Raw genomic sequence first — 22,620 nt, forward strand, 5'->3', positions numbered from 1 at the left:
GCCCCTCTCCCGAACCGGAAGGAGGGGCCGCTTCTCGTCGCGTGGGCTCAGCGGCGGGCTCGTACCGACACCCGGACGTTCTCGTCCTGGTCGCGGACGACGAACAGGCCCGCTCCGCCCAGGTCCGTGTGGAGAGGAATCTCGACTCCGGCGCCGAGCACCTCGGCCTCGCCGGTGTCGGTGGTGAGGTCGAGCCGCGCGACCTTCGCGACCTTCGCCCCGGAGGCGTCGTCGTCGATCTCGCCGTAGGCGACGCCGTCGTCGGCGATCGCACTCACCGTGATCGTCTTGCGGTTGCCGTCGCCCTGCAGACAGATGCCCTGCTTGCGCTCCATGTCGAAGGCGACGGGTCCGGCGGCCAGGAAGCGGCCCGAGGGAGAGGAAACGACCGGGAAATCACGGAAGTTGCCCTGCGAGGTGACCGTAGGGAGCGCGTCGTAATCGCACTCCGTACGGGCGAGCAGCTTGCCCGACGCGACCTCGTGCACCGACCACGCGGACGGCTCGCTCGAGCCGTCCTTGTCGGAGCGGTGCCACTGGGCGAGGAACCGTCCACCCTCCACGCCGTACACGTCGCCGTTCCAGCTGCCGAAGCCGTACGTCGCGTCCGCGCCCTCGGGCCGGACGGCGTCACTGAACCAGGCCCCCGGAACACCGAAACCGCGGCCCAGTCCGACCAGCGGGCCCGTGGAGCCCGCCGCCACCACGCGGGCCCAGCCGCACTCGAGGCTCTTCCCGGCGCACTGCGGCAGCAGCTCGCCGGCGTTCTTGTACGGGGTCACCTTGCCGGTGACCACGTCCACGGCGGCCGACCGCTGCGGGTACGGTCCCGGCTCGCCGTAGGCCACCAGCAGACGGCTTCCCTCGGCGCTCACCCGCACGTCACCCGCGTCCGCGGACACCGGCACGTCGATCTCCCGCAGCGGCTTGAGCCCGGTGCCCTCGCCCTCGGCGGCGTACACCGCGAGACGCACCACCTCAGTGCCCTCGTGGAGGTCGTCCTTGCCGGCCATCCCGTGCGCGGACACGACGACAAAGGCCTGGCCGTCCTGCTCGACACCGGTCACCTCGGGGATCTCGCCCGCCTCCTTCGCGCCGTCCATCTGCAGCGGCGGACTCCACGTCGCGGAGACCCAGCGGACCTTCCCGCTGTCGGCGGCCTTGGACTGCACGGCGAACCCGTTCGAGGCCAACGTCAGCACGGCCACGGCCTTGGCGCCCGGCACCACGGCCACCGGCACCGCGTCCGCCGACCCGGGCACCCAGGGAAGGGTCTCGTCCCAGCCCTTGGCGCCGTCGTACGCCGGAGGCACGCTCATCGCGGCGAGCGGCTTCGCCTCGGTGCCCGCCGGGGCGTCGCGGTCGTTCTTGCCGTCCGTACTCTGAGCGTTGCTGCAGCCGGCCAGCACAGCGGCCGTCAGCACGGCCAGGACCGTGGCCTTCGCTGCTCGCATGTTCGCTTCCCTTGCTTTGAAGATCAACTCGCCGCGAGGTTAGCAATGTGACGGGCAGTGAGTCGGCGCGGGGTCGTGACAGGGTCACGCCACCGCCTGACTGCGCGGTCTCGCCGGTGCCGGCCACCGTCACCGGCGGATCCTCTGCCCGACGGGGGGCCTCCGCTCGTCAGTCGGACGCTCCCCGGATGCGACGCGCGCCGGGGGTGGTGAGACTGGTGCCATGGCGCACAAGGCATTTCTGGAGGGCGGTCCGGGCGACCTCCCCGAGCGGATCGTCCCGATCGAGACTCCCGGCGAGGACCTGAAGATCCCGTATCTCGGCGGATACGAGCACTTCAGGGAGACCTCGCGCCGGCAGGACACCGAGGAGGGGACGCTTCGGGTGTACGAGTGGTGGGAGCGTACGGAGATCGCCGGGTAGGGGGGCCGAGGGCTCCGACGCCCGGCGCCCCGTACCCCTGGCTCGGGTCAGGGCTGGGCGGCGAGCACCGCGCCCCCCGAGGGGAAGTACTCCTGCGCCGACATCTCCTGACCCGTTTCGGTGCGTAAGCGGCTCAGGACGAGGCCGCGTCCGCCGCCCGTGGGCCCGTCCGTTCCCGTGACGATCACCAAGCCCTCGTTCTCCTGATGGAGCACGAGACCGGGGGCGCCGGCGTAGCTGCCCTCGGAGACCGTCGCCGCCAGCAGTTCGAGGCGGCGGCCGTCGTGGTGGGTGTAGGCCGTCGGGTACCTGAGGCGCCGGGATTCGACGAGGTGGGCGATCTCCTCGGCGGGTCGTGTCCAGTCGATCCGCCCGTCCTCGACCGAGTCTCCCGGGGCAGCCGTCTCCGCCTCCCGGGCGGGCACGTGGACCACGCCGGCCGGGGTGGGGTCGAGGTGGCGGTGGACGCGGCGCAGGAGCGAGGCGAGCAGATCGCGTTCCTGTTCGCTCAGCGGGGCAAGCACCTCGTCGTCGGTCGATGCGATGTCCGCGCTGAGCCGGGCGAGGAAGGACCGGCCCGCCGGCGTCAGCCGTACGACGACGCGGCGCCGGTCCGCCGGATCCCGGCCGCAGTCGACATGGCCGGTCCTGACGAGATCGTTGACGATCTTCACCAGGTCGCTGGCGTTCATGTCCAGCCGCGACGCGAGGACGGTCTTCATCTGGGGGCCGAGATCGGCGACCATCGCCATCACGGTCAGATGCCACAGGCGCAGTCCGTGGGCGGTCAGCTTCTCGCTGAGCCTGCGGCGTGCGGCCTTGCCGATCGCGTACATGAGGTAGGCGTTGAGGTCCAGCACACTGGGCGGTGTCATGCGCAGGGACCGCGGGCCGGACGGACGCTCCTCGTCCTGGGCCGGGTCGGCGCTCTCCGCGCCGCCTCCGCGTCCCGCGTCGGACGGGGCGGCCAGGGCGGACAGGGCGCCGGGAAGCGCGCCCGTGCCGCTGTCGATCGTCAGATCGGCGTTCGCGAGCGAGCTGAAGACCTGTGACCAGTCCGTCGGCATGTTCGATATGCCGACGATGGTGAACCTCGCGCCGTTCGCGTCCTGCGCCGTACCCGAGGTGACCCGCTGCTTCATCGATTGACCTCTGTTCACATGCAGGTTAGGTGAACCTAACCCAACTAGTCGGAAATAATGCCGGCGCCCCCCAGGACCGTCTGGGGGGCGCCGGAGTTCAGGGGTTCGTCAGGGGCGGCTGGTGAGGTAGCCGCCCATGGAGGTGAAGTACTCGGTCGCGGGCAGCTCCTGGCCGTCCTCGGTCCGTACGCGAGTGATGGCCAGGCCGTGGTTGCGGCCCGTGCGGGCGTCGGCGCCGGCGACGATCACCACGCCGTCGCCCTCGCGGTAGAAGATGCGGCCGGGGGTGCCGCCGTAGCGACCCTCGGACACGACCGCGGTCAGGACCTCCACGCGCTTGCCCTTGTGGAAGGTGAAGGCGCTCGGGTACGGCGCGGACTGGGCGCGGACCAGGCGCTCCAGGACGTCGGCGGGCCAGTCCCAGTTGATGCGGATGTCCTCCTCGGCCCGCTTGTGGAAGAAGCTGGCCCGGGAGCGGTCCTGCTTGGTGAACTCGGTCCGCCCGGAGGCGATCAGGTCCAGGGCGCCGACCGTGACCGGGGCGATGAGGTCGACCGTCTTGTGGAACAGGTCGGTTGCGGTGTCCGTGGGCTCCACCGGCACCGCGCGCTGGTCCACGATGTCGCCCGCGTCGAGCACCTCGTCCATCATGTGGGCCGTGACGCCGACTTCCTTCTCGCCGTTGATGAGGGCCCAGATCAGCGGCGAGAAGCCGGCGTACTTGGGCAGCAGCGAGTCGTGGATGTTCAGCGTGCCGTGGCGGGGGAGGTCGTAGATCCGCGGCGGGATCCACGTGCGCCAGTTGTTGGCCACGATGATGTCCGGGTCTGCCTCCTTGAGTCGCTGGAACAGCTCCTCGTCGTCAGGCCTGTTGCGGATGACGACCGGGACGCCGTGCTCCTCGGCCAGGTCGGCGACCGAATCGCTCCAGATCTTCTCGTAGGCGTGCTCGCTCTTGGGATGCGTCACGACCATCACGACGTCGTGTTCGGAGTCCAGGAGTGCTTGCAGGGTGCGATGCCCCCAGGTCTGGTAACCGAACATGACGACCCGCATGGGGTTCCTCCTCAGCTGAGCGAATGACCGCGCCAAGTAAAGCAAGGCTTACCTAAGGATGCAACGGGCCACGTTTTCAGGCCTGTTCAGGGCCATGGCCTGACGCTTGTCCGATTCGTCCGGTCGACAGCTCGGTTCAAGTCAGGTTAGCTTTACCTAAGTTCGGCTGGCCTGCGTGAACCGCGGGCTCGGCGTCTCGTTCTTTTCATCCGCGCCTGACAAGCGACTGTCCCGCACGATGGGAGTGACATGTCACAGGTTCTTCCTGGCGACGCACCTCTGATCCACGACCTCATAGGCATCGGCTTCGGGCCGTCCAATGTGGCCATGGCGATCGCGCTCAGCGAGCACAACGCGCGCGTCGGAAGGCAGGAGGCGGTCACTGCTCACTTCTTCGAGCGCCAGGCGAGCTTCGGCTGGCACCGCGGCATGCTGATCGACGACGCCACGATGCAAGTGTCCTTCCTCAAGGACCTGGTGACGCTCCGTAACCCGTCCAGCGAGTACACCTTCCTGCGCTACCTGCAGAGCAAGGGTCGGCTGATCGACTTCGTCAACCACAAGAACCTCTTCCCGCTCCGCGTCGAGTTCCACGACTACTTCGAGTGGGCCGCGGCGAAGGTCGACGACATGGTCTCCTACGGCCACGAGGTCGTCTCCGTCGAGCCCGTCGTACGCGACGGAGTGGTGGAGTACCTCGACGTGACGGCCCGTTCGGGGTCGGAGACCGTGGTCCACCGTGCCCGCAACCTCGTCATCGGCACCGGGCTGCGACCCGTCATGCCGGAGGGCGTCGAGCGGACCGACCGCGTCTGGCACAACTCCGACCTGCTCGCCAAGGTGGACGGCCTGGAGGGCACCGACCCCAGCCGCTTCATCGTGGTCGGTGCCGGCCAGAGCGCCGCCGAGAACGTGGCGTACCTGCACCGCCGGTTCCCCGAGGCCGAGATCTGCGCCGTCTTCTCCCGCTACGGCTACAGCCCGGCGGACGACAGCAGCTTCGCCAACCGCATCTTCGACCCCGAGGCGGTCGACGAGTACTTCACCGCTCCCGACGACATCAAGCGCCGGCTGATGGACTATCACGGGAACACCAACTACTCCGTGGTCGACATCGACCTGATCGACGACCTGTACCGCCAGGCGTACCAGGAGAAGGTGCTCGGCACCGAGCGGCTGCGCTTCCTCAACATCTCGCGGCTCACGGGCGTGGAGGAGACGCAGGACGCCGTCCGCGCCACCGTCACCTCCCTGGTCACCGGTGAGGAGAACGTGCTCGACGCCGACGTCGTGGTCCTCGCCACCGGCTACAGCCAGGCGGACCCCATCGGCCTCCTCGGCACGGTCGCGGACAGCTGCCACCTGGACGAGCAGGGCCGTGTCCGGGTCGAGCGGGACTACCGCATCACGACCGACCCCGAACTGCGCTGCGGCATCTACCTCCAGGGCGGTACCGAGCACACCCACGGCATCACGTCGTCGCTGCTCTCCAACACCGCGATCAGGGTCGGCGAGATCCTGGACTCGATCGTCGACCGCGCTCCGGAGCCCGTCCAGGGCGAGTCCCGGCCGGTCGCCGACGGCATCGGCTCGGTCCGCTAGAGCCTCCCCGTCCCCAGGGTCTCCCTGGCAACGCCCCCCCCACACTCGCCCCGCCCGCCCCGTAGCGCCGTCGTACGCGGTGGGCGTGGCACGCACCGTGAAACCCCCGTGAAAGGAACATCCGTGTCCACTGGTACGCGCCCCGCTCTGACGCGGCTCGTCAGATACGTCCCCCGGGTGGCCGTCGCCACCGTCGCCGCACTCGCTCTGTCCGCCTGTGGGAGCGGGAGCGAGAAGACGGAGTCCAAGCCCTCGGGCGAGGCGTCGGCCTCCACGTCCGCGGCCTTCCCCGTGACGGTGGAGCACAAGTACGGCAGCACGACGATCGACGCGGAGCCGAAGAAGGTCGTCACCCTCGGCCTGTCGGACCAGGACGCGGTGCTGGCGCTCGGCGTCAAGCCGGTCGGATCGGTGGACTGGTTCAAGGAGCAGCCGTACGGCAAGTGGCCGTGGACGAAGGACAAGTGGGGGTCCACCAAGCCGGAGATCGTCGGTGAGCGCGACGAGTACAACATCGAGAAGATCGCGGCGCTGAAGCCGGACCTCGTCATCGCCCAGTACTCGGGCATGAAGAAGGAGCAGTACGACACGCTCTCGAAGTTCACCAAGGTCGTCGCACAGCCCAAGGGCCTGCCCGACTACGGGGCGTCCTGGCAGGTGATGACCCGGCAGATCGGCAAGTCCCTCGGCAAGGACGCCGAGACCGAGAAGCTGATCACGGACATCGACGCCCGCTTCAAGGCCGTCCGTGACAAGCACCCCGAGTTCGCCACGAAGACCCTCGCCGTCGCCGACAGCTTCGAGGCCGGCAAGTACTCGGCCTTCACCAAGACCGACCCGAAGGCGATCTTCTTCTCCGAGCTCGGCTTCAAGCTGAAGCCCGAGATCGACACCCTGGCGAAGCCGGGCTGGAACGTCGCCGAGCTGAGCGCCGAGAAGCTGAACGTGCTCGACGTCGACCGTCTGGTCTGGGTCACCTCCAGCACCGAGGCCAACGACCGCATCAAGGCCGAGGCGCTCTACAAGAAGCTGAAGGTCCACCAGGAGAAGCGCGACCTGTTCGTGCCCTACCAGGACCCGGACATCGGCGCGGCGTTCTCCTTCAACACCGTCCTGTCGATCCCGTACGCCATCGACGAGGTCGAGCCGCTGATCGCGGCCATCAAGTAAGCGCCGCTCGCCGGCAACCCGCCCGTCCGCCGGCCGTGCCGCGGACGGGCGGGCCTCACTGACGCACCACCAGGGAAAGGCCCATTCGAACGATGTTTGACGTCGCGTCGGACCGGACGTCCGCTTCCGGCACACCCGTCACGGGCGGGCAGACCGGCATCTGGCTCGCCCAGCAGATCGACCCCGACAGCTCCGCCTACAACATCGTGTTCGCCCTGGACCTGCGAGGTGACGTCGACCTCGAACGCCTCACCGCCTCCGTACGGCAGGCCGTCGAGGAAGCCGAGAGCCTGCACGTCCGTGTCGGCGCGGACGGCACGGCGGACGGCGCACCCCGGCAGACCCCCGTCGCCGTCGCGTTCGACGTCCCCGTCGTGGACCTGCGCGGCGCCGCCGACCCCGAGCGGGCAGCCGCCGAGTGGATGGACGCCGAACGGGACCGCCCGGCCGATCTCGCCCGTGGGCCCCTCTTCGCCCATGCGTTGCTGCGCCTGGCCGACGACCACGTGGCCTGGTACCAGCGCTACCACCACATCGTCACCGACGGCATGGGCGTCGCGCTCATCACCCGACGGGCCGGTGAGCTCTACACCGGCGGCGACGAGGCCCCGGCCCCGCGCGACTGGGCGCTGTCCCGCCTGGTGGACGCCGATCTGGCCTACCGAGCCTCCGAGCGGCACCAGGAGGACCGCGCCTACTGGCTGACCCGCATGGCCGACCGGCCCGAGCCCGTACGCCTCGTCGAGCGCGCCCCCGTGCCCATGACGCGGCGGCTGCGCCGCACGTCGGAACTGACCGCCGCCCGGACCCAGCGGCTGAACGAGGCCGCCGAGCGCGCCGGCACCCGGGCGTCCCGGCTGCTGATCGCGGCCGTGGCCGCCTACCTCCACCGGGTCAGCGGTGAGCAGGACCTCGTCCTCGGCCTGCCGATACCCGCCCGTCAGGACGCCGTGGCGGGCGACATCCCCGGCATGGTGTCCAATATCGTGCCGCTGCGGCTGTCCGTCCGCCCCGGCACCACCGGCACCGCACTCCTGGCCGACGTACGGACGGCGATCGGCGCGGCGGTCGCCCACGGGCGCTACCGCGCCGAGGACCTGGCCAGGGAGCTGGGCCTCGCCGACGGCGTGAACGAACTCGTCGGCCCCACGGTCAACGTCCTGCCCCGCCCCGAGGACCTGCGGTTCGCCGACCACGAGACCGAACTCGAACCGGTCTGGCTCGGCCCGGTCAGCGACCTGGCCGTGAGCTTCTCGGAGTGCCGCGGGGGGAGCGGCATCCGCGTCCACCTCGACGCCGACGCCGAGGTCTGCGACGAGGCGACGCTGCGCGACCACGAGCGCCGTTTCCTCGCCGTCCTCGACGCCTTCGCCGAGGACCTCGACCGCCCGGTCGGGCACATCGAGCTGACCTCCCCCGCCGAACGGTCCCGGCTCCTCGACGAGTTCGGCGTGGCCCCGCGCGAGACGGCGGAGCTCTCCTGGCCCGCCGCCTTCGAGCACCAGGTACGCCGCACCCCGGACGCCGTCGCCCTCGTCTGCGAGGACCGGGAGATGACGTACGCCGAACTGAACGCGGCCGCCAACCGGTTGGCCCGTCTGCTCGCGGCGCGCGGAGTCGGCGCCGAGGACGTCGTCGCCGTGGCCGTGCCGCGCTCTCCCGAACTCGTCGTGTCGCTGCTCGCGGTGATGAAGGCCGGAGCCGCGTACCTGCCGCTGGACGCCGACCACCCGCAGGACCGTATCGCCTACATGCTCGCCGACGCCGGCGCGCGCACCGTCCTCACCACCCACGAGCTGTCCGACGCGCTGCCGGACACCCCCGGCGTCACTCACCTGCTGCTCGACGAACCGTCCCTGACGGCCGAGTGCGCCGCCCTCGACGCCTCGGACCCGAACCTGCCCATCGCCCTGGGGCAGGCCGCGTACGTCATCTACACCTCGGGCTCCACCGGCCGGCCCAAGGGCGTCGTCGTCTCGCACGACGGCGTCGGCAGCCTGATCGCCACGGCCACCGACCGCATCGGCATCACCGCCGACAGCCGGGTGGTCCAGTTCGCGTCCGTCGGCTTCGACGTCACGGTCTGGGACCTGATCATGTCGCTGTGCGTGGGCGGCCGGATCATCGTCGTCCCCACCGAGCGACGCGTCGCCGGGCCCGCGCTCACGGAGTACATCGCACGCCACCGCGCCACCCACATGATCCTGCCGCCGTCCCTCGTCTCGGCCCTGCCGCAGGAGTGCGACCTGCCCGACGGCGCCGTGCTCGTCGTCGGCACCGAGGCGGTACCCGGCGAACTGATCGCCCGCTGGGCCGGACGGCTCCAGGTCGTCGTCGCCTACGGCCTCACCGAGGCGACCGTCAACTCCACCCTGTGGGTCGCCACCCCCGACCGGCCCGGCCCCGCGCCCATCGGCGAGCCCGACCCCAACACCCGCGCCTATGTGCTCGACGCGGCGCTCCGCCCCGTGCCGGTCGGCGCCGAGGGCGAGCTGTACGTCGCCGGACGCGGCCTCGCCCGCGGCTATCTGGGCAGGCCCGGGCTCACCTCCGAGCGCTTCGTCGCCGACCCGTACGCCGCCGAGCCGGGCGCCCGGATGTACCGCACGGGCGACCGCGTCCGCTGGGCCGCCGACGGCAACCTGGAGTTCCTGGGCCGCGCCGACGGCCAGATCAAGATCCGCGGCCACCGCATCGAGCCCGGCGAGATCGAGAGCGCCTTCATGGCCTGCCCGGGCATCGCCCAGGCCGCCGTCCTCGTCCGCGAGGACCACCGCAGCGCCAAACGGCTCGTCGCCTACCTCGTGGCCGAGGCCGGTACGGACACCGAGGCCGCCGTCGCCGAGGCGCGCGCCCGGATCGCCGCGGCGCTGCCCGACCACATGGTCCCCTCCGCCGTCGTACGCCTCGACGGGCCCCTGCCGCTGACACCCAACGGAAAGCTCGACGCCCGCGCCCTGCCCGAGCCCCGGTGGACCGCGACGGCCGGCTCGGACGCGCCCACCACCCCCGCCGAGACCGCGCTCGCCGCGCTCTTCGCCGAGGTGCTCCGACTGCCCGCGGTCGGCGTCCACGACAGCTTCTTCGAGCTCGGCGGCGACAGCATCGTCGCCATCCAGCTCGTCAACCGCGCCCGCGAGGCCGGGCTCGTGATCACCCCGCGTGACGTGTTCCGGCAGCGGACCGTCGCGGCGCTCGCCCGGACGGCCGGTCAGGCCGCGGTCGACACCACCCCGCCGGCGACCCGGACCGTCGAGCTCGACGAGAACGCCCTGCCCGTCTCCCCGCTCCAGGAAGGTTTCTTCTTCCACGCGGAGTTCGACCAGGACGCCGGCGACCTGTACGTGGTCCAGGAACTCCTCGACCTCGCGGGCACCGTCGACCCGGACCGGCTGCGTGAGTCGCTCCACCTGCTCCTCGACCGGCACCCGCTGCTGCGCGCCGCGTTCCGCCAGCTGCCCGGCGGCGAGGTCGTCCAGCGCATCGCCGACGACACGACCCTTCCGTGGCGCGAGGCCGACACCACCGTCACTCCGCTGGAGGACGTACTGCGGCAGGACCGCGCCGAGCGCTTCGACCTCGCGCGGCCACCGCTGATGCGGGCCACCCTGATCCGGGACGGCGAGCGCCACCGGCTGCTGCTCACCCTGCACCACATCATCGCCGACGGCTGGTCGGTCTCCGTCCTGCTGCGCGAACTGACCGCCGCCCACCGGGGCGAGACCCTGCCCGAACCGCCCGCCCCCCAGCCGTACCTGGCCTGGCTCGCGGGCCGGGACCTCGACGCGGCCCGCGAGGCGTGGCAGCACGCCCTGGCCGGTCTGGACGGCCCGACCCGACTGCCCGCCCTCGCCACGGGCGATCAGCAGGACGCGCCCGTCGCCAGTCCCGAGCACGTGGACGTCCGGCTCCCCGAGTCGCTCACCGCCGACCTCACCGCCCGCGCCCGCAGCAACGGCCTGACCCTCTCGACCGTCGTCAACGGCGCCTGGGCGCTGCTCCTCGGCGGTCTCACCGGCAGCCAGGACGTCGTGTTCGGCACCACCGTCTCCGGCCGCACCACCGAGGTCGAGGGCCTGGACTCGGCCGTCGGCCTGTTCATCAACACCGTGCCGGCCCGGGTCACCCTGCACGGCGACGAGTCGCTCGCCGAGCTGCTCCAGCGTGTCCAGGACGAGCACGCGGCCCTCCTGGACCACCAGCACCTCGGCCTCGCCGAGATCCAGCGGATCGCGGGCGGCGGTGAACTCTTCGACACCCTCGTCGTGTTCGAGAACTACCCGTCCGGCGACCTGGCCACCGACGCGGACCAGGAGGCGCTGCGCCTCACCGGCGCCGAGGTCTTCGACGCCGTGCACTACCCGCTCGCGCTCATCGTCGAGCAGGGCAGCGGCGGGCTCGCGCTGCGCTTCAAGTACGACGCGGCCCGGCTCGACCAGCTCGCCGTGGCCGTGATCGCCCACCGCTTCGAGGCGCTGCTGCGGACCCTCGTGGCCGACCCTTCCCGGCCGGTCGCCCGCGTCGGGCTGCTCTCCGAACGGGAGGCCGAGCGCCTCACCGCGCTGAACGCCACCACCCACCCGCTGCCGGACGCGGACGCCACCCTCGCCTCCCTCTTCGCCGCGCAGGTGGCCCGGACCCCCGACGCCCCCGCCGTCGTCTGCGAGGGCACCACCCTGTCCTACGCCGAACTCGACCGGCGCGCCGAGGCCCTGGCCCGCCGGCTGCGGGCGCGCGGCGCGGGCCCGGAGCGATTCGTCGCCGTCGCCGTGCCCCGCTCGGCGGAGCTGATGGTCGCGCTGCTCGGCGTGCACAAGGCGGGCGCCGCCTACCTGCCCGTCGACCTCGACTACCCCGCCGACCGGGTGGCGTTCATGCTCGCCGACTCCGGGGCCCGTACGGTCGTGACCACCGCCGACGCGGCCGGCCGGCTGCCCGATGTACCGGACCTCGAACACCTCCTGGTCGACCGGGACGAGGAGACCCCCGACACCGAGGCCGTCCAGGCCAGGCCCGACCACCCCGCGTACCTGATCTACACCTCCGGCTCGACCGGGCGCCCCAAGGGCGTCGCCGTCACCCACCGGGCGATCGTCAACCGACTCGCCTGGATGCAGGGGGAGTACGGACTCGACGCCGACGACCGGGTGCTCCAGAAGACGCCGTCCAGCTTCGACGTGTCCGTCTGGGAGTTCTTCTGGGCCCTCGTCGAGGGCGCCACCGTCGTCCTCGCCCGGCCCGACGGCCACCGCGACCCGGCGTATCTGGCCGAGCTGATCCGTACCGAGCGCATCACGACCACGCACTTCGTGCCCTCGATGCTGGCCGCGTTCGTCCAGGTCATGGAGGCCGGTGAGGGCGGTGCCCCCGGCGCTCCGGAGTGGGCGGCGAGCCTGCGCCGGGTGTTCTGCAGCGGCGAGGCACTGACCGGCCCGGACGCCCGCCGCTGGTGGGAGCTGACGTCCCGTCACGGCAACGGCCCCGTCCCGCTGCACAATCTGTACGGCCCCACCGAGGCCGCCGTGGACGTGACCTACTTCCCGTACGAGGGCGGCACCGAGCTGGCCGTCCCGATCGGCCGGCCCGTCTGGAACACCCGCCTCTACGTGCTCGACGCCTTCCTGCGGCCCGTCCCGGACGGCGTGCCGGGCGAGCTGTACCTCGCCGGCGTCCAGCTGGCCCGCGGCTACCACGACCGGCACGGCCTGACCGCCGAGCGGTTCGTCGCCGACCCGTTCGGCGAGCCCGGTACCCGCATGTACCGCACCGGCGACCTCGTCGCCCGGCGCGCCGACGGCGCCGTCGAGTACCTCGGCCGCACCGACCGTCAGGTCAAGGTGCGCGGCAACCGGATCGAACTGGGCGAGATCGAGGCCGCGTTGGCCGCGCTCCCCGGTGTCGCCCGCGCCGCCGTCATCGTCCGCGACGGCGCGCTCCTCGGCTATGCGGTGCCGGCGCCCGGTGCCGCACCGGACGCCGAGGCGCTCCTGGCGGCGCTCACCGAGGCGCTGCCCGCCGCGATGGTGCCGACGGCCGTCACGGTCCTCGACGAGCTGCCGCTGTCGCCCAGCGGCAAGCTCGACCAGAACGCCCTGCCCTCGCCGTCCGTCGCGCCCCGCGCCGGTGGACGCGCGCCCCGCGACGAGCGGGAACGCGCCCTGTGCGCGATCTTCACCGACGTCCTGGGCCTGCCTGGGGTCGGTGCCGACGACGACTTCTTCATGCTCGGCGGCGACAGCCTCAGCTCCATCTCCGTCGCCACCCGGGCCCGTGAAAGGGGACTGACCATCAGCCCGCGCGATGTGTTCGAGCACCGCACGCCCGCCGCGCTCGCCGCGACGGCTGCGAGCGTGCCGGACGAGCCGGCCGCCGAAGCCGCTCCTGAAGCGCCCGCCGCCGGTGTGACCGTGTCCGCCGCCGACGCCGGGCAGGCCGCCGCCGCCCTCCAGGCGATGATCGCCGCGCAGCAGCTGTCCGGCGGGGCGGTCGACCCGGCCCTGAAGGCGCTGCTCGACCAGCTGACCGCCGGCGCCCCGGCGGAGCCCCCGGCCCCCGCACCGCTGGGCGGACTCGAGCTGTCCCCGGAGGAGACCGCCCGCGTCGAGGCCGTCGCCGGGCTCCCGGTCGCCGACATCTGGCCGCTCTCCCCGCTCCAGGAGGGCATGTACTTCCACGCCACCTACGACGTGGGGGACGCCCTCGACGTCTACCTGTCGCAGGAGACCCTGGACTTCGACCACCGCCTCGACGCCGACCGGCTGCGCGCCGCGTGCCGGGCGCTCCTGGAGCGCAACGCGAGCCTGCGCGCCGGGTTCATCAGCGACGGCCTGTCCCGGCCCGTCCAGTTCATCGCCGACGGCGCCGAGATCCCGCTGACGGAGATCGACCTCTCCGGGCTGCCCGCCGAGGAACGGAGCGTCCGCCTGGACGAGCTCCTTGCCGCCGACCGCCGGCAGCGCTTCGACCTCTCCTCACCGCCGCTCTGCCGCCTCCAGCTGATCCGGCTCGGCGACGGCCGCGACCGGCTCGTCGTCACCCACCACCTCATCCTGTGGGACGGCTGGTCCGCGTGGCTGTTCCTGGAGGAGCTGTTCACGCTGTACGAGCGGGCCGGCGACACCACCGGACTGCCCGCCCCCGGCTCGTACCGCGACTACCTGGCCTGGCTGGACGAGCAGGACACGACCCGGGCCGTCGACGCCTGGCGCGAGGCGCTCGCCGGTTTCGCCGAGCCGACGCTCGTCGCCCCGACGGGCCGCGACGAGGGCCCGGTCATCCCGGTCGACCACCACGCCGTACTGGACCGGGAGACCAGCGACCGGCTGCGCGCCCTCGCGCGCCGGCACGGCCTCACCCTCAACACGGTGCTCAACGCCGCCTGGGGCCTGGTTCTCTCCGCGATGACCGGCCGCGGCGACGTCGCCTTCGGCACGGCGGTCGCCGGACGGCCCGCCGAGGTGCGAGAAGTCGCCGGCATCATCGGCATGTTCCTCAACACCATCCCCGCCCGGGTCGCGTTCGCCCCGGACGAGCCGCTGCTCGACCTGCTGCGTCGGATGCAGTCCGAGCGCGCCGCCGTCATGCCGTACGAGTACGTCGGCCTCGGCACCCTCCAGCAGGAGACCGGCCACCGCCGCCTGTTCGACACCCTCTTCGTGCTCCGCTCCGCGGACGGCGAGGACCGCGCCGCCGCCCTCCGGCAGCGGCACGGCATCACCGACGTGTCGAACGTCGACGGCACGCACTTCCCGCTCACCCTGATCGTCACCCCCGAGACCCACCTGCGGGTCACCCTGGCGGCCCGGCCCGACCTCTTCGACGTGGAGGCGGCCGCCACCATCCTCAGCCGGTTCACGACCGTCCTGGAGCGGCTCGGGGAGCTCCTCGCCGCCCCGGACGCCGTCACCGCCCGGACCGTCGGCGTGGACCTGCTGCTGCCGACGGAGCGCGCCGCGCTGACCACCGAGTGGTCCGGCAGCCGGGAGCCCGTGCCGAACGAGACCATCGCCGACATGCTGACGGCCCAGGTCGCCCATACCCCGCACGCGGTGGCGCTGGTCTTCGGCGAGCGCTCCCTCACGTACGCCGAACTCGACGCGCACATCAACCGGATCGCCCGGCTGCTCCTCGCCCGGGGCGCGGGACCGGAGAAGGTCGTGGCGCTCGCGCTGCCCCGGTCCATCGACATGGTCGCCGCCCTGTTCGCCGTCCTGCGGACCGGCGCCGCGTACCTGCCGCTCGACCTGGACCACCCGGCCGACCGGCTGCGGCTGATGGTCGAGGACACCGGGCCGCTGTGCCTCATGTCCACCACCGCCGTCGCCCCGACCCTGCGCGGACCCGAGGGCCCCGTCGCCCCCGAACTCCTCCTGGACGACGCGGCCGTGGCCGCCGAGCTGGCCGCCCTGCCCGGCGACGAGATCACCGACGCCGAGCGGCCCGCCTTCGCCCACGACGTCACGGACCGGCTCGAGTACCCGGCGTACGTCATCTACACCTCCGGCTCGACCGGCCGCCCCAAGGGCGTCGTCACCCCCTACCGGGGTCTGACGAACATGCAGCTCAACCACCAGAAGGAGATCTTCGACCCGGCCATCGCCTCGGCCGGCGGACGGCGGCTGCGCATCGCGCACACCGTGTCCTTCGCCTTCGACATGTCCTGGGAGGAGCTGCTCTGGCTCGTCGAGGGCCACGAGGTCCACGTCTGCGACGAGGAGCTGCGCCGCGACGCCGAGGCGCTGGTCGCCTACTGCGACCGGCACCGCGTCGACGTGGTCAACGTGACCCCCACGTACGCCCAACTGCTCATCGAGGAAGGGCTCCTCGAGGACGACGAGTGGGTGGCCGGGAAGCACCGCCCCGCGCTGGTGCTGCTCGGTGGCGAGGCCGTGTCCGACACGGTGTGGACGAAGCTGCGCCGCACGCCGGGCACCTACGGCTACAACCTGTACGGGCCGACCGAATACACCATCAACACCCTCGGCGGCTCGACGACCGACAGCGCGACCCCCACGGTCGGCATGCCCATCCGCAACACCCGCGCCTACGTCCTGGACGCGATGCTGCGCCCGGTCCCACCGGGCTGCCCCGGCGAGCTGTACATCGCCGGCACCGGCCTCGCCCGCGGCTACCACGACCGACCCGGCCTCACCGCCGAACGCTTCGTCGCGGACCCCTTCGGGGAGCCCGGGGAGCGCATGTACCGCACCGGCGACCTCGTACGGCAGCGGCGCGACGGCCTGCTCGACTTCCTGGGCCGTACCGACGACCAGGTGAAGATCCGGGGCTACCGGATCGAACTCGGCGAGATCTCCACCGCCCTGTCCTCGCACCCCGAGGTCGCCCACGCGGCCGTCGTCGTCAACGAGAGCACCGGGACCAAGCGGCTCGTCGGCTACTTCGCGCCCGAGGACGGCACGGAGCCGGCGGAGGAGCTGCTCCAGCGGCTGCGCGACCACCTGAAGGCCGGACTGCCCGACTACATGGTCCCGTCCGCGCTCGTCCCCGTGGACACCCTGCCGCTCACCGTCAACGGCAAGCTGGACGTACGGGCCCTGCCCGCCCCGGACTTCGCCGGCTCCGGCACCAGCCGCGCGCCCCGCACCCCGCGCGAGGAGACGCTCTGCGCCCTCTTCGCCGAGGTCCTCGGCCTGCCGGAGGGCAGCATCGGCATCGACAGCGACTTCTTCGAGCTGGGCGGCCACTCGCTGCTCGCCACCCGCCTCGTCAGCCGCGCCCGCACCGCCCTCGACACCGAACTCGCCATCCGTGACCTGTTCGAGGCGCCCACCGTCGCCGAGCTGATCGAGCGGGCGGACCGCGCCGACGGCGCCGCCCGGCCGGCCCTGACCGCCGGGGAACGGCCCGACGAACTGCCGCTCTCGCACGCCCAGCAGCGGCTGTGGGTCATCCAGCAGATCGAGTGCACCTCCGCCGCGTACAACTTCCCGCTGGTCATGCGGTTGCGCGGGGCCCTGGACGTCGACGCGTGGGCCAGGGCGCTCGCCGATGTGACCGCCCGGCACGAAGCCCTGCGCACGGTCTTCGTGGAGCGCGACGGCCAGGCCCTCCAGCGGGTGCTGCCCGCCGATGAGGCACGGCCCGTGGTGGGGCGGGTGAACGCCACCGAGGACGAGGTGCCCGACCTCGTGGAGGCCCTGGTCAACCGGCCGTTCGACCTCGCCGCCGAACTGCCCCTGCGCGCCACCGTCGTGGAGCTGGCACCGGAGGACCACGTCGTCGTCCTGCTGCTGCACCACATCACCACCGACGAATGGTCGGACCGCCCGTTCCTCCGCGACCTGGCCACCGCCTACGCGGCCCGCACCACGGGCACGGCACCGAGCTGGGAGCCGCTGCCCGTCCAGTACGCCGACTACGCGCTGTGGCAACAGCGCCTCCTCGGCGACCCGGCGGACGCCGACAGCCTGGCCGCCCGGCAGCTCGACTACTGGCACACCACCTTGGACGGGGCCCCCGAGGAGCTGGAACTGCCCACGGACCGGCCCCGGCCCGCCCGCCCGGCGTTCTCCGGCGCCGAACTGGACATCGCCTTCGACGCCGATGTCCACGAGGGGCTGAAGCGGCTCGCCCGCGAGACCGGCGCGAGCATGTTCATGGTCGTCCACGCGGCCGTGGCCGCCCTGCTGCACCGCATGGGCGCCGGTACTGACATCCCGCTCGGCTCGCCCATCGCGGGGCGCGGCGACGAAGCCCTCGACGACCTGGTCGGCTTCTTCGTCAACACGCTGGTGCTGCGCACCGATCTGAGCGGCGACCCCACCTTCACCGAACTGCTCGCCCGGGTCCGGGAGACCGACCTGGCCGCGTTCTCGCACGCGGACGTGCCGTTCGAGTCGGTCGTGGAGAAGCTGAACCCGACCCGCTCGCTGTCCCGGAACCCGCTGTTCCAGGTGATGGTCGGCTACCACGCCCGCACGGGCGACGGCCTCGAACTGTCCGGCCTCAGCGCCGACTACGTGCCGTTCCGGATCCGCTCGGCCAAGTTCGACCTCGTCTTCAGCTTCACCGAGCACACTCCGGCCGACGGCGGCGCGGGCTCTCTCGGCTGCCGGCTGGAGTTCGCCACGGAGCTGTTCGACCACGAGACCGCCGTACGCGTCGGCGACCGCCTCCGGGCGCTCGTCGCGGCCCTCGTCGCCGCGCCCGAACAGCCCGTCTCCCAGGCGGAGATCCTGGCCGACGACGAACGGCACCTGGTCCTGGAGGGCTTCAACGCCACCTCCCGCGAGGTCGACGAGGAGACCTTCCCGGCCCTGTTCGGGGCGCGGCTCGCCGAGCACCCCGACGCGGTGGCCGTCGTCGACCGCGCCCGGTCCGTCACGTACGCGGAGCTCGACGCCCGTGCCAACCGCCTCGCGCAGCTCCTCGCCGCGCGCGGAGTCGGTGCCGAGAGCGTGGTCGGCGTGGCCGTACCCCGCTCGGTGGACATGGTCGCCACGGTCCTCGCCGCGCTGAAGCTGGGCGCCGCGTTCCTGCCGCTGGACCTGGTCCACCCGGCCGACCGCCTCACGTACATGATCGAGGACTCGCGGGCGGCGCTCGTGGTCGGCACCGAGCCGGTCGCGGGGAAGATCCCGGAAGTGGCGGGCGTACCGGTGGTGCTGCTCGACGAGCCGTCGGTCGCCGCCGAGCTGGAGACCCTGCCGAAGACTCCGGTCGAGGCCGCGCCGGTCCACCAGGACCAGGCCGCGTACGTCATCTACACCTCCGGTTCGACCGGCCGCCCCAAGGGCGTCGTCGTCCCGCACGAGGGCATCTCGAGCCTGGTCGCCACCGCCGTCGACCGGATGGGTCTTGAACACGACAGCCACGTCCTGCAGTTCGCGTCGATCGGCTTCGACGTCTTCGCGTTCGAGCTGGCGATGGCGCTCTGCCACGGCGGCCGGCTCGTGCTCATCACGGACGAGGCGCGAGTCGCGGGCCCGGCGCTCACCGACTTCCTCGCGGAGCAGCGGATCACCCACATGATCCTGCCGCCGTCCCTCGTCTCCGCACTGCCGCCCGGCTGCGAACTTCCCGAGGGGTCGACCGTCCTCGTCGGTACGGAGACGGTGCCGCCGGACGTGTTCGAGCGGTTCGGCGCCACGGCCCACCTGATCTGCGCCTACGGGCTCACCGAGGCCACGGTCAACTCCACACTGTGGCCCTCGCGCGAGCACGGTGGCCGCCCGTCCGGCCGGGTGCCCATCGGCCGGCCCGACCCCAACACCCGCTGCTACGTCCTGGACGACCACCTGCGGCCCGTCCCGCCCGGTGTCGTCGGCGAGCTGTACGTGGCCGGCCGCGGCCTCGCGCGCGGCTACCTCGGCAAGGCGCCGCTGACCTCCGAGCGGTTCGTCGCCGACCCGTACGGCCCGCCCGGCAGCCGCATGTACCGCACCGGTGACCGCGCCCGCTGGCGCGCCGACGGCAACCTCGACTTCCTCGGGCGCGTCGACACCCAGGTGAAGGTCCGCGGCTTCCGCATCGAACTGGGCGAGATCGAGGCCGCCCTCGCCGGACACCCGTCGGTCGCCCAGGCCGCCGTGGTGCCCGACCGCGACGGCGACATCGTCCGCCTGGTCGGCTACGCCGTACCGGAGGCGGGGGAGTCGCTGGACATTGACCCGCAGGAGCTGCGCGCCCATGTGGCGGGGCTGCTGCCCGAGTACATGGTCCCCGCGCTCGTCGTGCCGCTCGACGGGCCGCTGCCGCTGACGCCCAACGGCAAGCTGGACCGCAAGGCGCTGCCCGCTCCGGACTGGGCGGCGATGACCGGCGACGCGCGGCCCGCCAACGCGACGCAGGCCCATCTCGCGGAGCTGTTCTGCGAGATCCTCAAGCTGGAGAAGGTCGGCGTCCACGACAACTTCTTCGCGCTCGGCGGCCACTCCATGGCGTCGATGCGGCTCCTGGGCCGGATCCGCGCCGAGTTCGGCGTCGAGCTGAGCATCCGGGACGTCTTCGACGCGCTGACCGTCGCCGGTATCGAGGGCAAGCTGAAGGGCGCGGCGACGGCCCGCCCGGCCCTGCGGCCGGCGCCGTACAGCCCCGAGCCCATCGAAGCGGCGCCGGTGCAGCGCTGGCAGTGGGACGCCCACCGCCGCCGGGCGGCCTTCGACCACGCGCTCGTGCTGCGCTCGCCCGGCGGTCTGGACGCCGCCGCGCTGTCCGCCGCGCTCGCCGACGTGGCCGACCGCCACCAGCCGCTGCGCACGCGGTTCGTCGTCCAGGACGGCACGCTGTACCAACGGCACGCCAAGCCCGCGGTCCTGAGGACCGAGACGTGCGACGACCTGGAGGCCCGCCTCGCCGAACTGGCGGCCGGGGCGCCGCACCCCGATCAGGAGGCGCCGCTCCGGGCCCACTTGCTGACGGCGGACACGGGGGAGCAGGCGCTGCTGCTGACCATGCACTATCTGGCGGTCGACGAATGGTCGGTCGTGCCGCTCTTCCGTGACCTCACGGCGGCCTACCAGGCCCGTACGGAGGGCCGGGAGCCGCGGTGGCTGCCGCTGCCGGTCTCGTACCCGGACTACGCCCGTTGGGCCCGTGAGGTCCTCGGCGACCTGCGCGACCCGGACAGCCTGGGCGGCCGCCAACTCGCCTACTGGGGACAGGTGTTGCAGGGCCTGCCGCGCAGGCTCGCGCTCCCGGCGGACGGCCCGCGCTCGTCCTCGCCCGGCGCGGACCACGTCGGTTTCGTCCTCGACGAGGAGCTGCACGCGGCCGTGGACGACCTGGCCCGGGCGACCGGCACCAGCATGTTCATGGTGCTGCACTCCGCCCTGGCCGCACTCCTCACCGCCCACGGCGCGGGCACGGACCTCCCCATCGGCACGATGGTCGCCGGGCGGACGGACGACCAACTCGCCGACCTGGTGGGCTGCTTCTTCAACACGGTCGTGCTGCGCACCGACACGGCGGGGGACCCGACCTTCGCGGAGCTGCTGTCCCGCGTACGGGAGACCACCCTCAGCGCCCTCGACCGGCAGGACGTCCCGTTCGAGGAGGTCGTCCGGGCGACCGGACTGCCCCCGGAGGGCCCGCAGGTCATGGTGATCCACCACGAACAGGCGGACCTGGAGCAGCTGGAGGGCGGCATCGGCTCCCTCGACGCCGTACCGACCGGATCGACCCGGGCGCAGCTGACCCTCAGCTTCTACGAGCCGCAGGGCGACGGACCCGTCCACTGCGGTCTCATCCACGCCACCGACCTGTTCGGCGCCGCCAAGGCACGGCGGCTCGCCGACGAACTCCAGAGGCTGCTGCGCACCGTGGCAGCCGACCCGGAACAGCCGCTCTCGGAGCTGTTCACCGCCATGACCGAACCGTCGACAAGGAAGTGACACCTATGAGCACCAACCCGTTCGAGGACCCGCAGGGCAGCTTCCTGGTCCTGCTCAACGACGAGAACCAGCATTCGCTGTGGCCGTCCTTCGCCGAGGTCCCCGCCGGCTGGCAGACCGCCTTCGGCGCGGACACGCGCGAGGCGTGCCTCGCGTACGTCGAGGAGCACTGGACGGACCTGCGCCCCGCGAGCCTCGTCGCCCAGCAGGCCTGACACCCCGGTCCGAGACGCCGCCGCCCGTGGAGGGAACCCTCCACGGGCGGCGGCGTCGGTGTGGCGGGGCGGATCCCTCAGTCGTCGAGCAGCCGCCATGCGGTGAGGGCGAGCCTGGCCCGGGTCAGTCCGGTGGGTTCGGTGAGCTCGATGTCCAGGGCCTTCGCGATCTGTTCGAGTCGGCGGGCGATGCTGCTGTGGTGCAGATGGAGGAGGTCGGCCGCCCGGCGCAGGGAGCCGGTGGCGCAGTAGGCGTCCAGGGTCTCCAGATCGTCGGGGTTGCCGGCGATGCGGGCGACGGCGGCCACGTCGGGGTTGGCGCGTGCGGCGTCCTGAGGGATCTCGGCCAGGAGTGCGAGTGCGCCCAGGTCGGTGAAGCGGACGACGGGTTCGCGCCGGGTGGTGAAGCGGAGGGCGGTGCGGGCCTGCCGCCAGGAGAGCTCGGGGCCTCCGGCAGCGCCGATGCCCGCGCGTACGCCTGCCGGGAACAGGGCCGGGTCCATGGTGGTGGCCAGGATGACGCCCATGTCGGCGAGCGGTGCCGCCTTCACCGGGCGGGCCGGGCAGACCAGGCCGCCGATCCGGTCGAGCGGGAGCCGCGAGCGGACGGCGGCGACGTGGACCGGAAGGTCGGCGGCGAACCCCAGGAGCCGTAACGCCCGTGCTCTGGCCGCCTCGTCGCTGTCGGCGCTGATCGCCAGTTCGACGAGAGCGGGATCGGCCATGGTGGTGCGGGCCGGACCGTACCGCTCGACGGTCGCCGCGGTGGCCAGGGCGAGCCGTTCGAGGAGGACGTCGTCGAGCGGAATCGGCGGGCCCTGCCGCTCCAGCCACACCGTGCCGATCTCCTCGTCGTCGAGGGTGATCGGCACCGTGGTGGACGCGGGGGACGGCGGCGTGGGCCCCGGCCCGCCGTCGGGCGCGACGCGGGTCGCCCGACCCGTGCCGTGGAGCCGGATCCCGGCCACGCACTCGGCCAGGCCCGCCGACGCCCGGGCGAGCGCCGGGAGATCCACCCGCCGGCGCATCAACGTGTCGTAGAACGCCACGATGCGGATCGCGCCGTCCACGTACGGATCCAGTCCCGACAGCCGTAACGCCAGTGCCTGCATGGCAGAAGGATAGAAGGACCGGGGCGCGCCGATGGGTGCGTGATCGGGGCGGGATGCGCGACGGATGGCGGCTGACCCCTCGGGCGACGACCGT

9 protein-coding genes are annotated in these 22,620 nt (G+C 72.4%); 5 read left to right on the forward strand and 4 right to left on the reverse strand.

Annotated features, from left to right (window positions below; all coding sequences use genetic code 11):
- Nucleotides 1–47: 47 nt before the first annotated feature.
- The gene (locus ACFV9D_RS30020; protein WP_385153017.1) at nt 48–1,454 is read right to left on the reverse strand and encodes a hypothetical protein; all 1,407 of its coding nucleotides are present in this window, start codon (nt 1,452–1,454) and stop codon (nt 48–50) included.
- A gap of 223 nt (nt 1,455–1,677) precedes the next feature.
- On the opposite strand from ACFV9D_RS30020, the gene ACFV9D_RS30025 reads away from it, so the two are divergent.
- Entirely contained in the window at nt 1,678–1,878 is a 201-nt protein-coding gene (locus tag ACFV9D_RS30025) for a DUF5988 family protein (protein ID WP_385153020.1), read from the forward strand.
- 47 nt (nt 1,879–1,925) lie between these two features.
- Here ACFV9D_RS30025 and ACFV9D_RS30030 read toward each other — a convergent pair whose 3' ends face one another.
- Together ACFV9D_RS30030 and ACFV9D_RS30035 are read right to left on the reverse strand one after the other, a co-directional pair.
- Complete coding sequence (locus tag ACFV9D_RS30030) at nt 1,926–3,020, reverse strand: winged helix DNA-binding protein (protein WP_385153023.1); 1,095 nt, start codon at nt 3,018–3,020, stop codon at nt 1,926–1,928.
- A 108-nt stretch (nt 3,021–3,128) separates the two neighbouring features.
- Nucleotides 3,129–4,076: a methionyl-tRNA formyltransferase gene (locus tag ACFV9D_RS30035; protein ID WP_385153026.1), complete on the reverse strand. Its 948-nt coding sequence runs from the start codon at nt 4,074–4,076 to the stop codon at nt 3,129–3,131.
- Nucleotides 4,077–4,325: 249 nt separating this feature from the next.
- On the opposite strand from ACFV9D_RS30035, the gene ACFV9D_RS30040 reads away from it, so the two are divergent.
- From ACFV9D_RS30040 to ACFV9D_RS30055, 4 genes are all read left to right on the forward strand, one after another.
- On the forward strand, nt 4,326–5,678 hold the full coding sequence (locus ACFV9D_RS30040; protein WP_385153029.1) for a lysine N(6)-hydroxylase/L-ornithine N(5)-oxygenase family protein: 1,353 nt from the start codon (nt 4,326–4,328) through the stop codon (nt 5,676–5,678).
- 123 nt (nt 5,679–5,801) lie between these two features.
- Nucleotides 5,802–6,848 (forward strand): iron-siderophore ABC transporter substrate-binding protein, encoded by a 1,047-nt coding sequence (locus tag ACFV9D_RS30045; protein WP_385153032.1) that lies wholly within the window; start codon nt 5,802–5,804, stop codon nt 6,846–6,848.
- 92 nt (nt 6,849–6,940) lie between these two features.
- Nucleotides 6,941–21,199: an amino acid adenylation domain-containing protein gene (locus tag ACFV9D_RS30050; protein ID WP_385153035.1), complete on the forward strand. Its 14,259-nt coding sequence runs from the start codon at nt 6,941–6,943 to the stop codon at nt 21,197–21,199.
- A gap of 5 nt (nt 21,200–21,204) precedes the next feature.
- Complete coding sequence (locus ACFV9D_RS30055) at nt 21,205–21,414, forward strand: MbtH family protein (RefSeq protein WP_385153038.1); 210 nt, start codon at nt 21,205–21,207, stop codon at nt 21,412–21,414.
- Nucleotides 21,415–21,491: 77 nt separating this feature from the next.
- On the opposite strand, the gene ACFV9D_RS30060 is transcribed toward ACFV9D_RS30055, so the two are convergent.
- Nucleotides 21,492–22,526 (reverse strand): helix-turn-helix domain-containing protein, encoded by a 1,035-nt coding sequence (locus ACFV9D_RS30060; RefSeq protein ID WP_385153041.1) that lies wholly within the window; start codon nt 22,524–22,526, stop codon nt 21,492–21,494.
- Nucleotides 22,527–22,620: the final 94 nt, after the last annotated feature.

Source organism: Streptomyces sp. NPDC059875, assembly GCF_042731085.1.
Lineage (GTDB): Bacteria > Actinomycetota > Actinomycetes > Streptomycetales > Streptomycetaceae > Streptomyces.

What these genes read in the sequence shown, in the direction of transcription:
- ACFV9D_RS30020 (WP_385153017.1), bottom strand. Translation starts at nt 1,454, where the DNA reads ATGCGAGCAGCGAAGGCCACGGTCCTGGCCGTGCTGACGGCCGCTGTG.
- ACFV9D_RS30025 (WP_385153020.1), top strand. Translation starts at nt 1,678, where the DNA reads ATGGCGCACAAGGCATTTCTGGAGGGCGGTCCGGGCGACCTCCCCGAG.
- ACFV9D_RS30030 (WP_385153023.1), bottom strand. Translation starts at nt 3,020, where the DNA reads ATGAAGCAGCGGGTCACCTCGGGTACGGCGCAGGACGCGAACGGCGCG.
- ACFV9D_RS30035 (WP_385153026.1), bottom strand. Translation starts at nt 4,076, where the DNA reads ATGCGGGTCGTCATGTTCGGTTACCAGACCTGGGGGCATCGCACCCTG.
- ACFV9D_RS30040 (WP_385153029.1), top strand. Translation starts at nt 4,326, where the DNA reads ATGTCACAGGTTCTTCCTGGCGACGCACCTCTGATCCACGACCTCATA.
- ACFV9D_RS30050 (WP_385153035.1), top strand. Translation starts at nt 6,941, where the DNA reads ATGTTTGACGTCGCGTCGGACCGGACGTCCGCTTCCGGCACACCCGTC.
- ACFV9D_RS30055 (WP_385153038.1), top strand. Translation starts at nt 21,205, where the DNA reads ATGAGCACCAACCCGTTCGAGGACCCGCAGGGCAGCTTCCTGGTCCTG.
- ACFV9D_RS30060 (WP_385153041.1), bottom strand. Translation starts at nt 22,526, where the DNA reads ATGCAGGCACTGGCGTTACGGCTGTCGGGACTGGATCCGTACGTGGAC.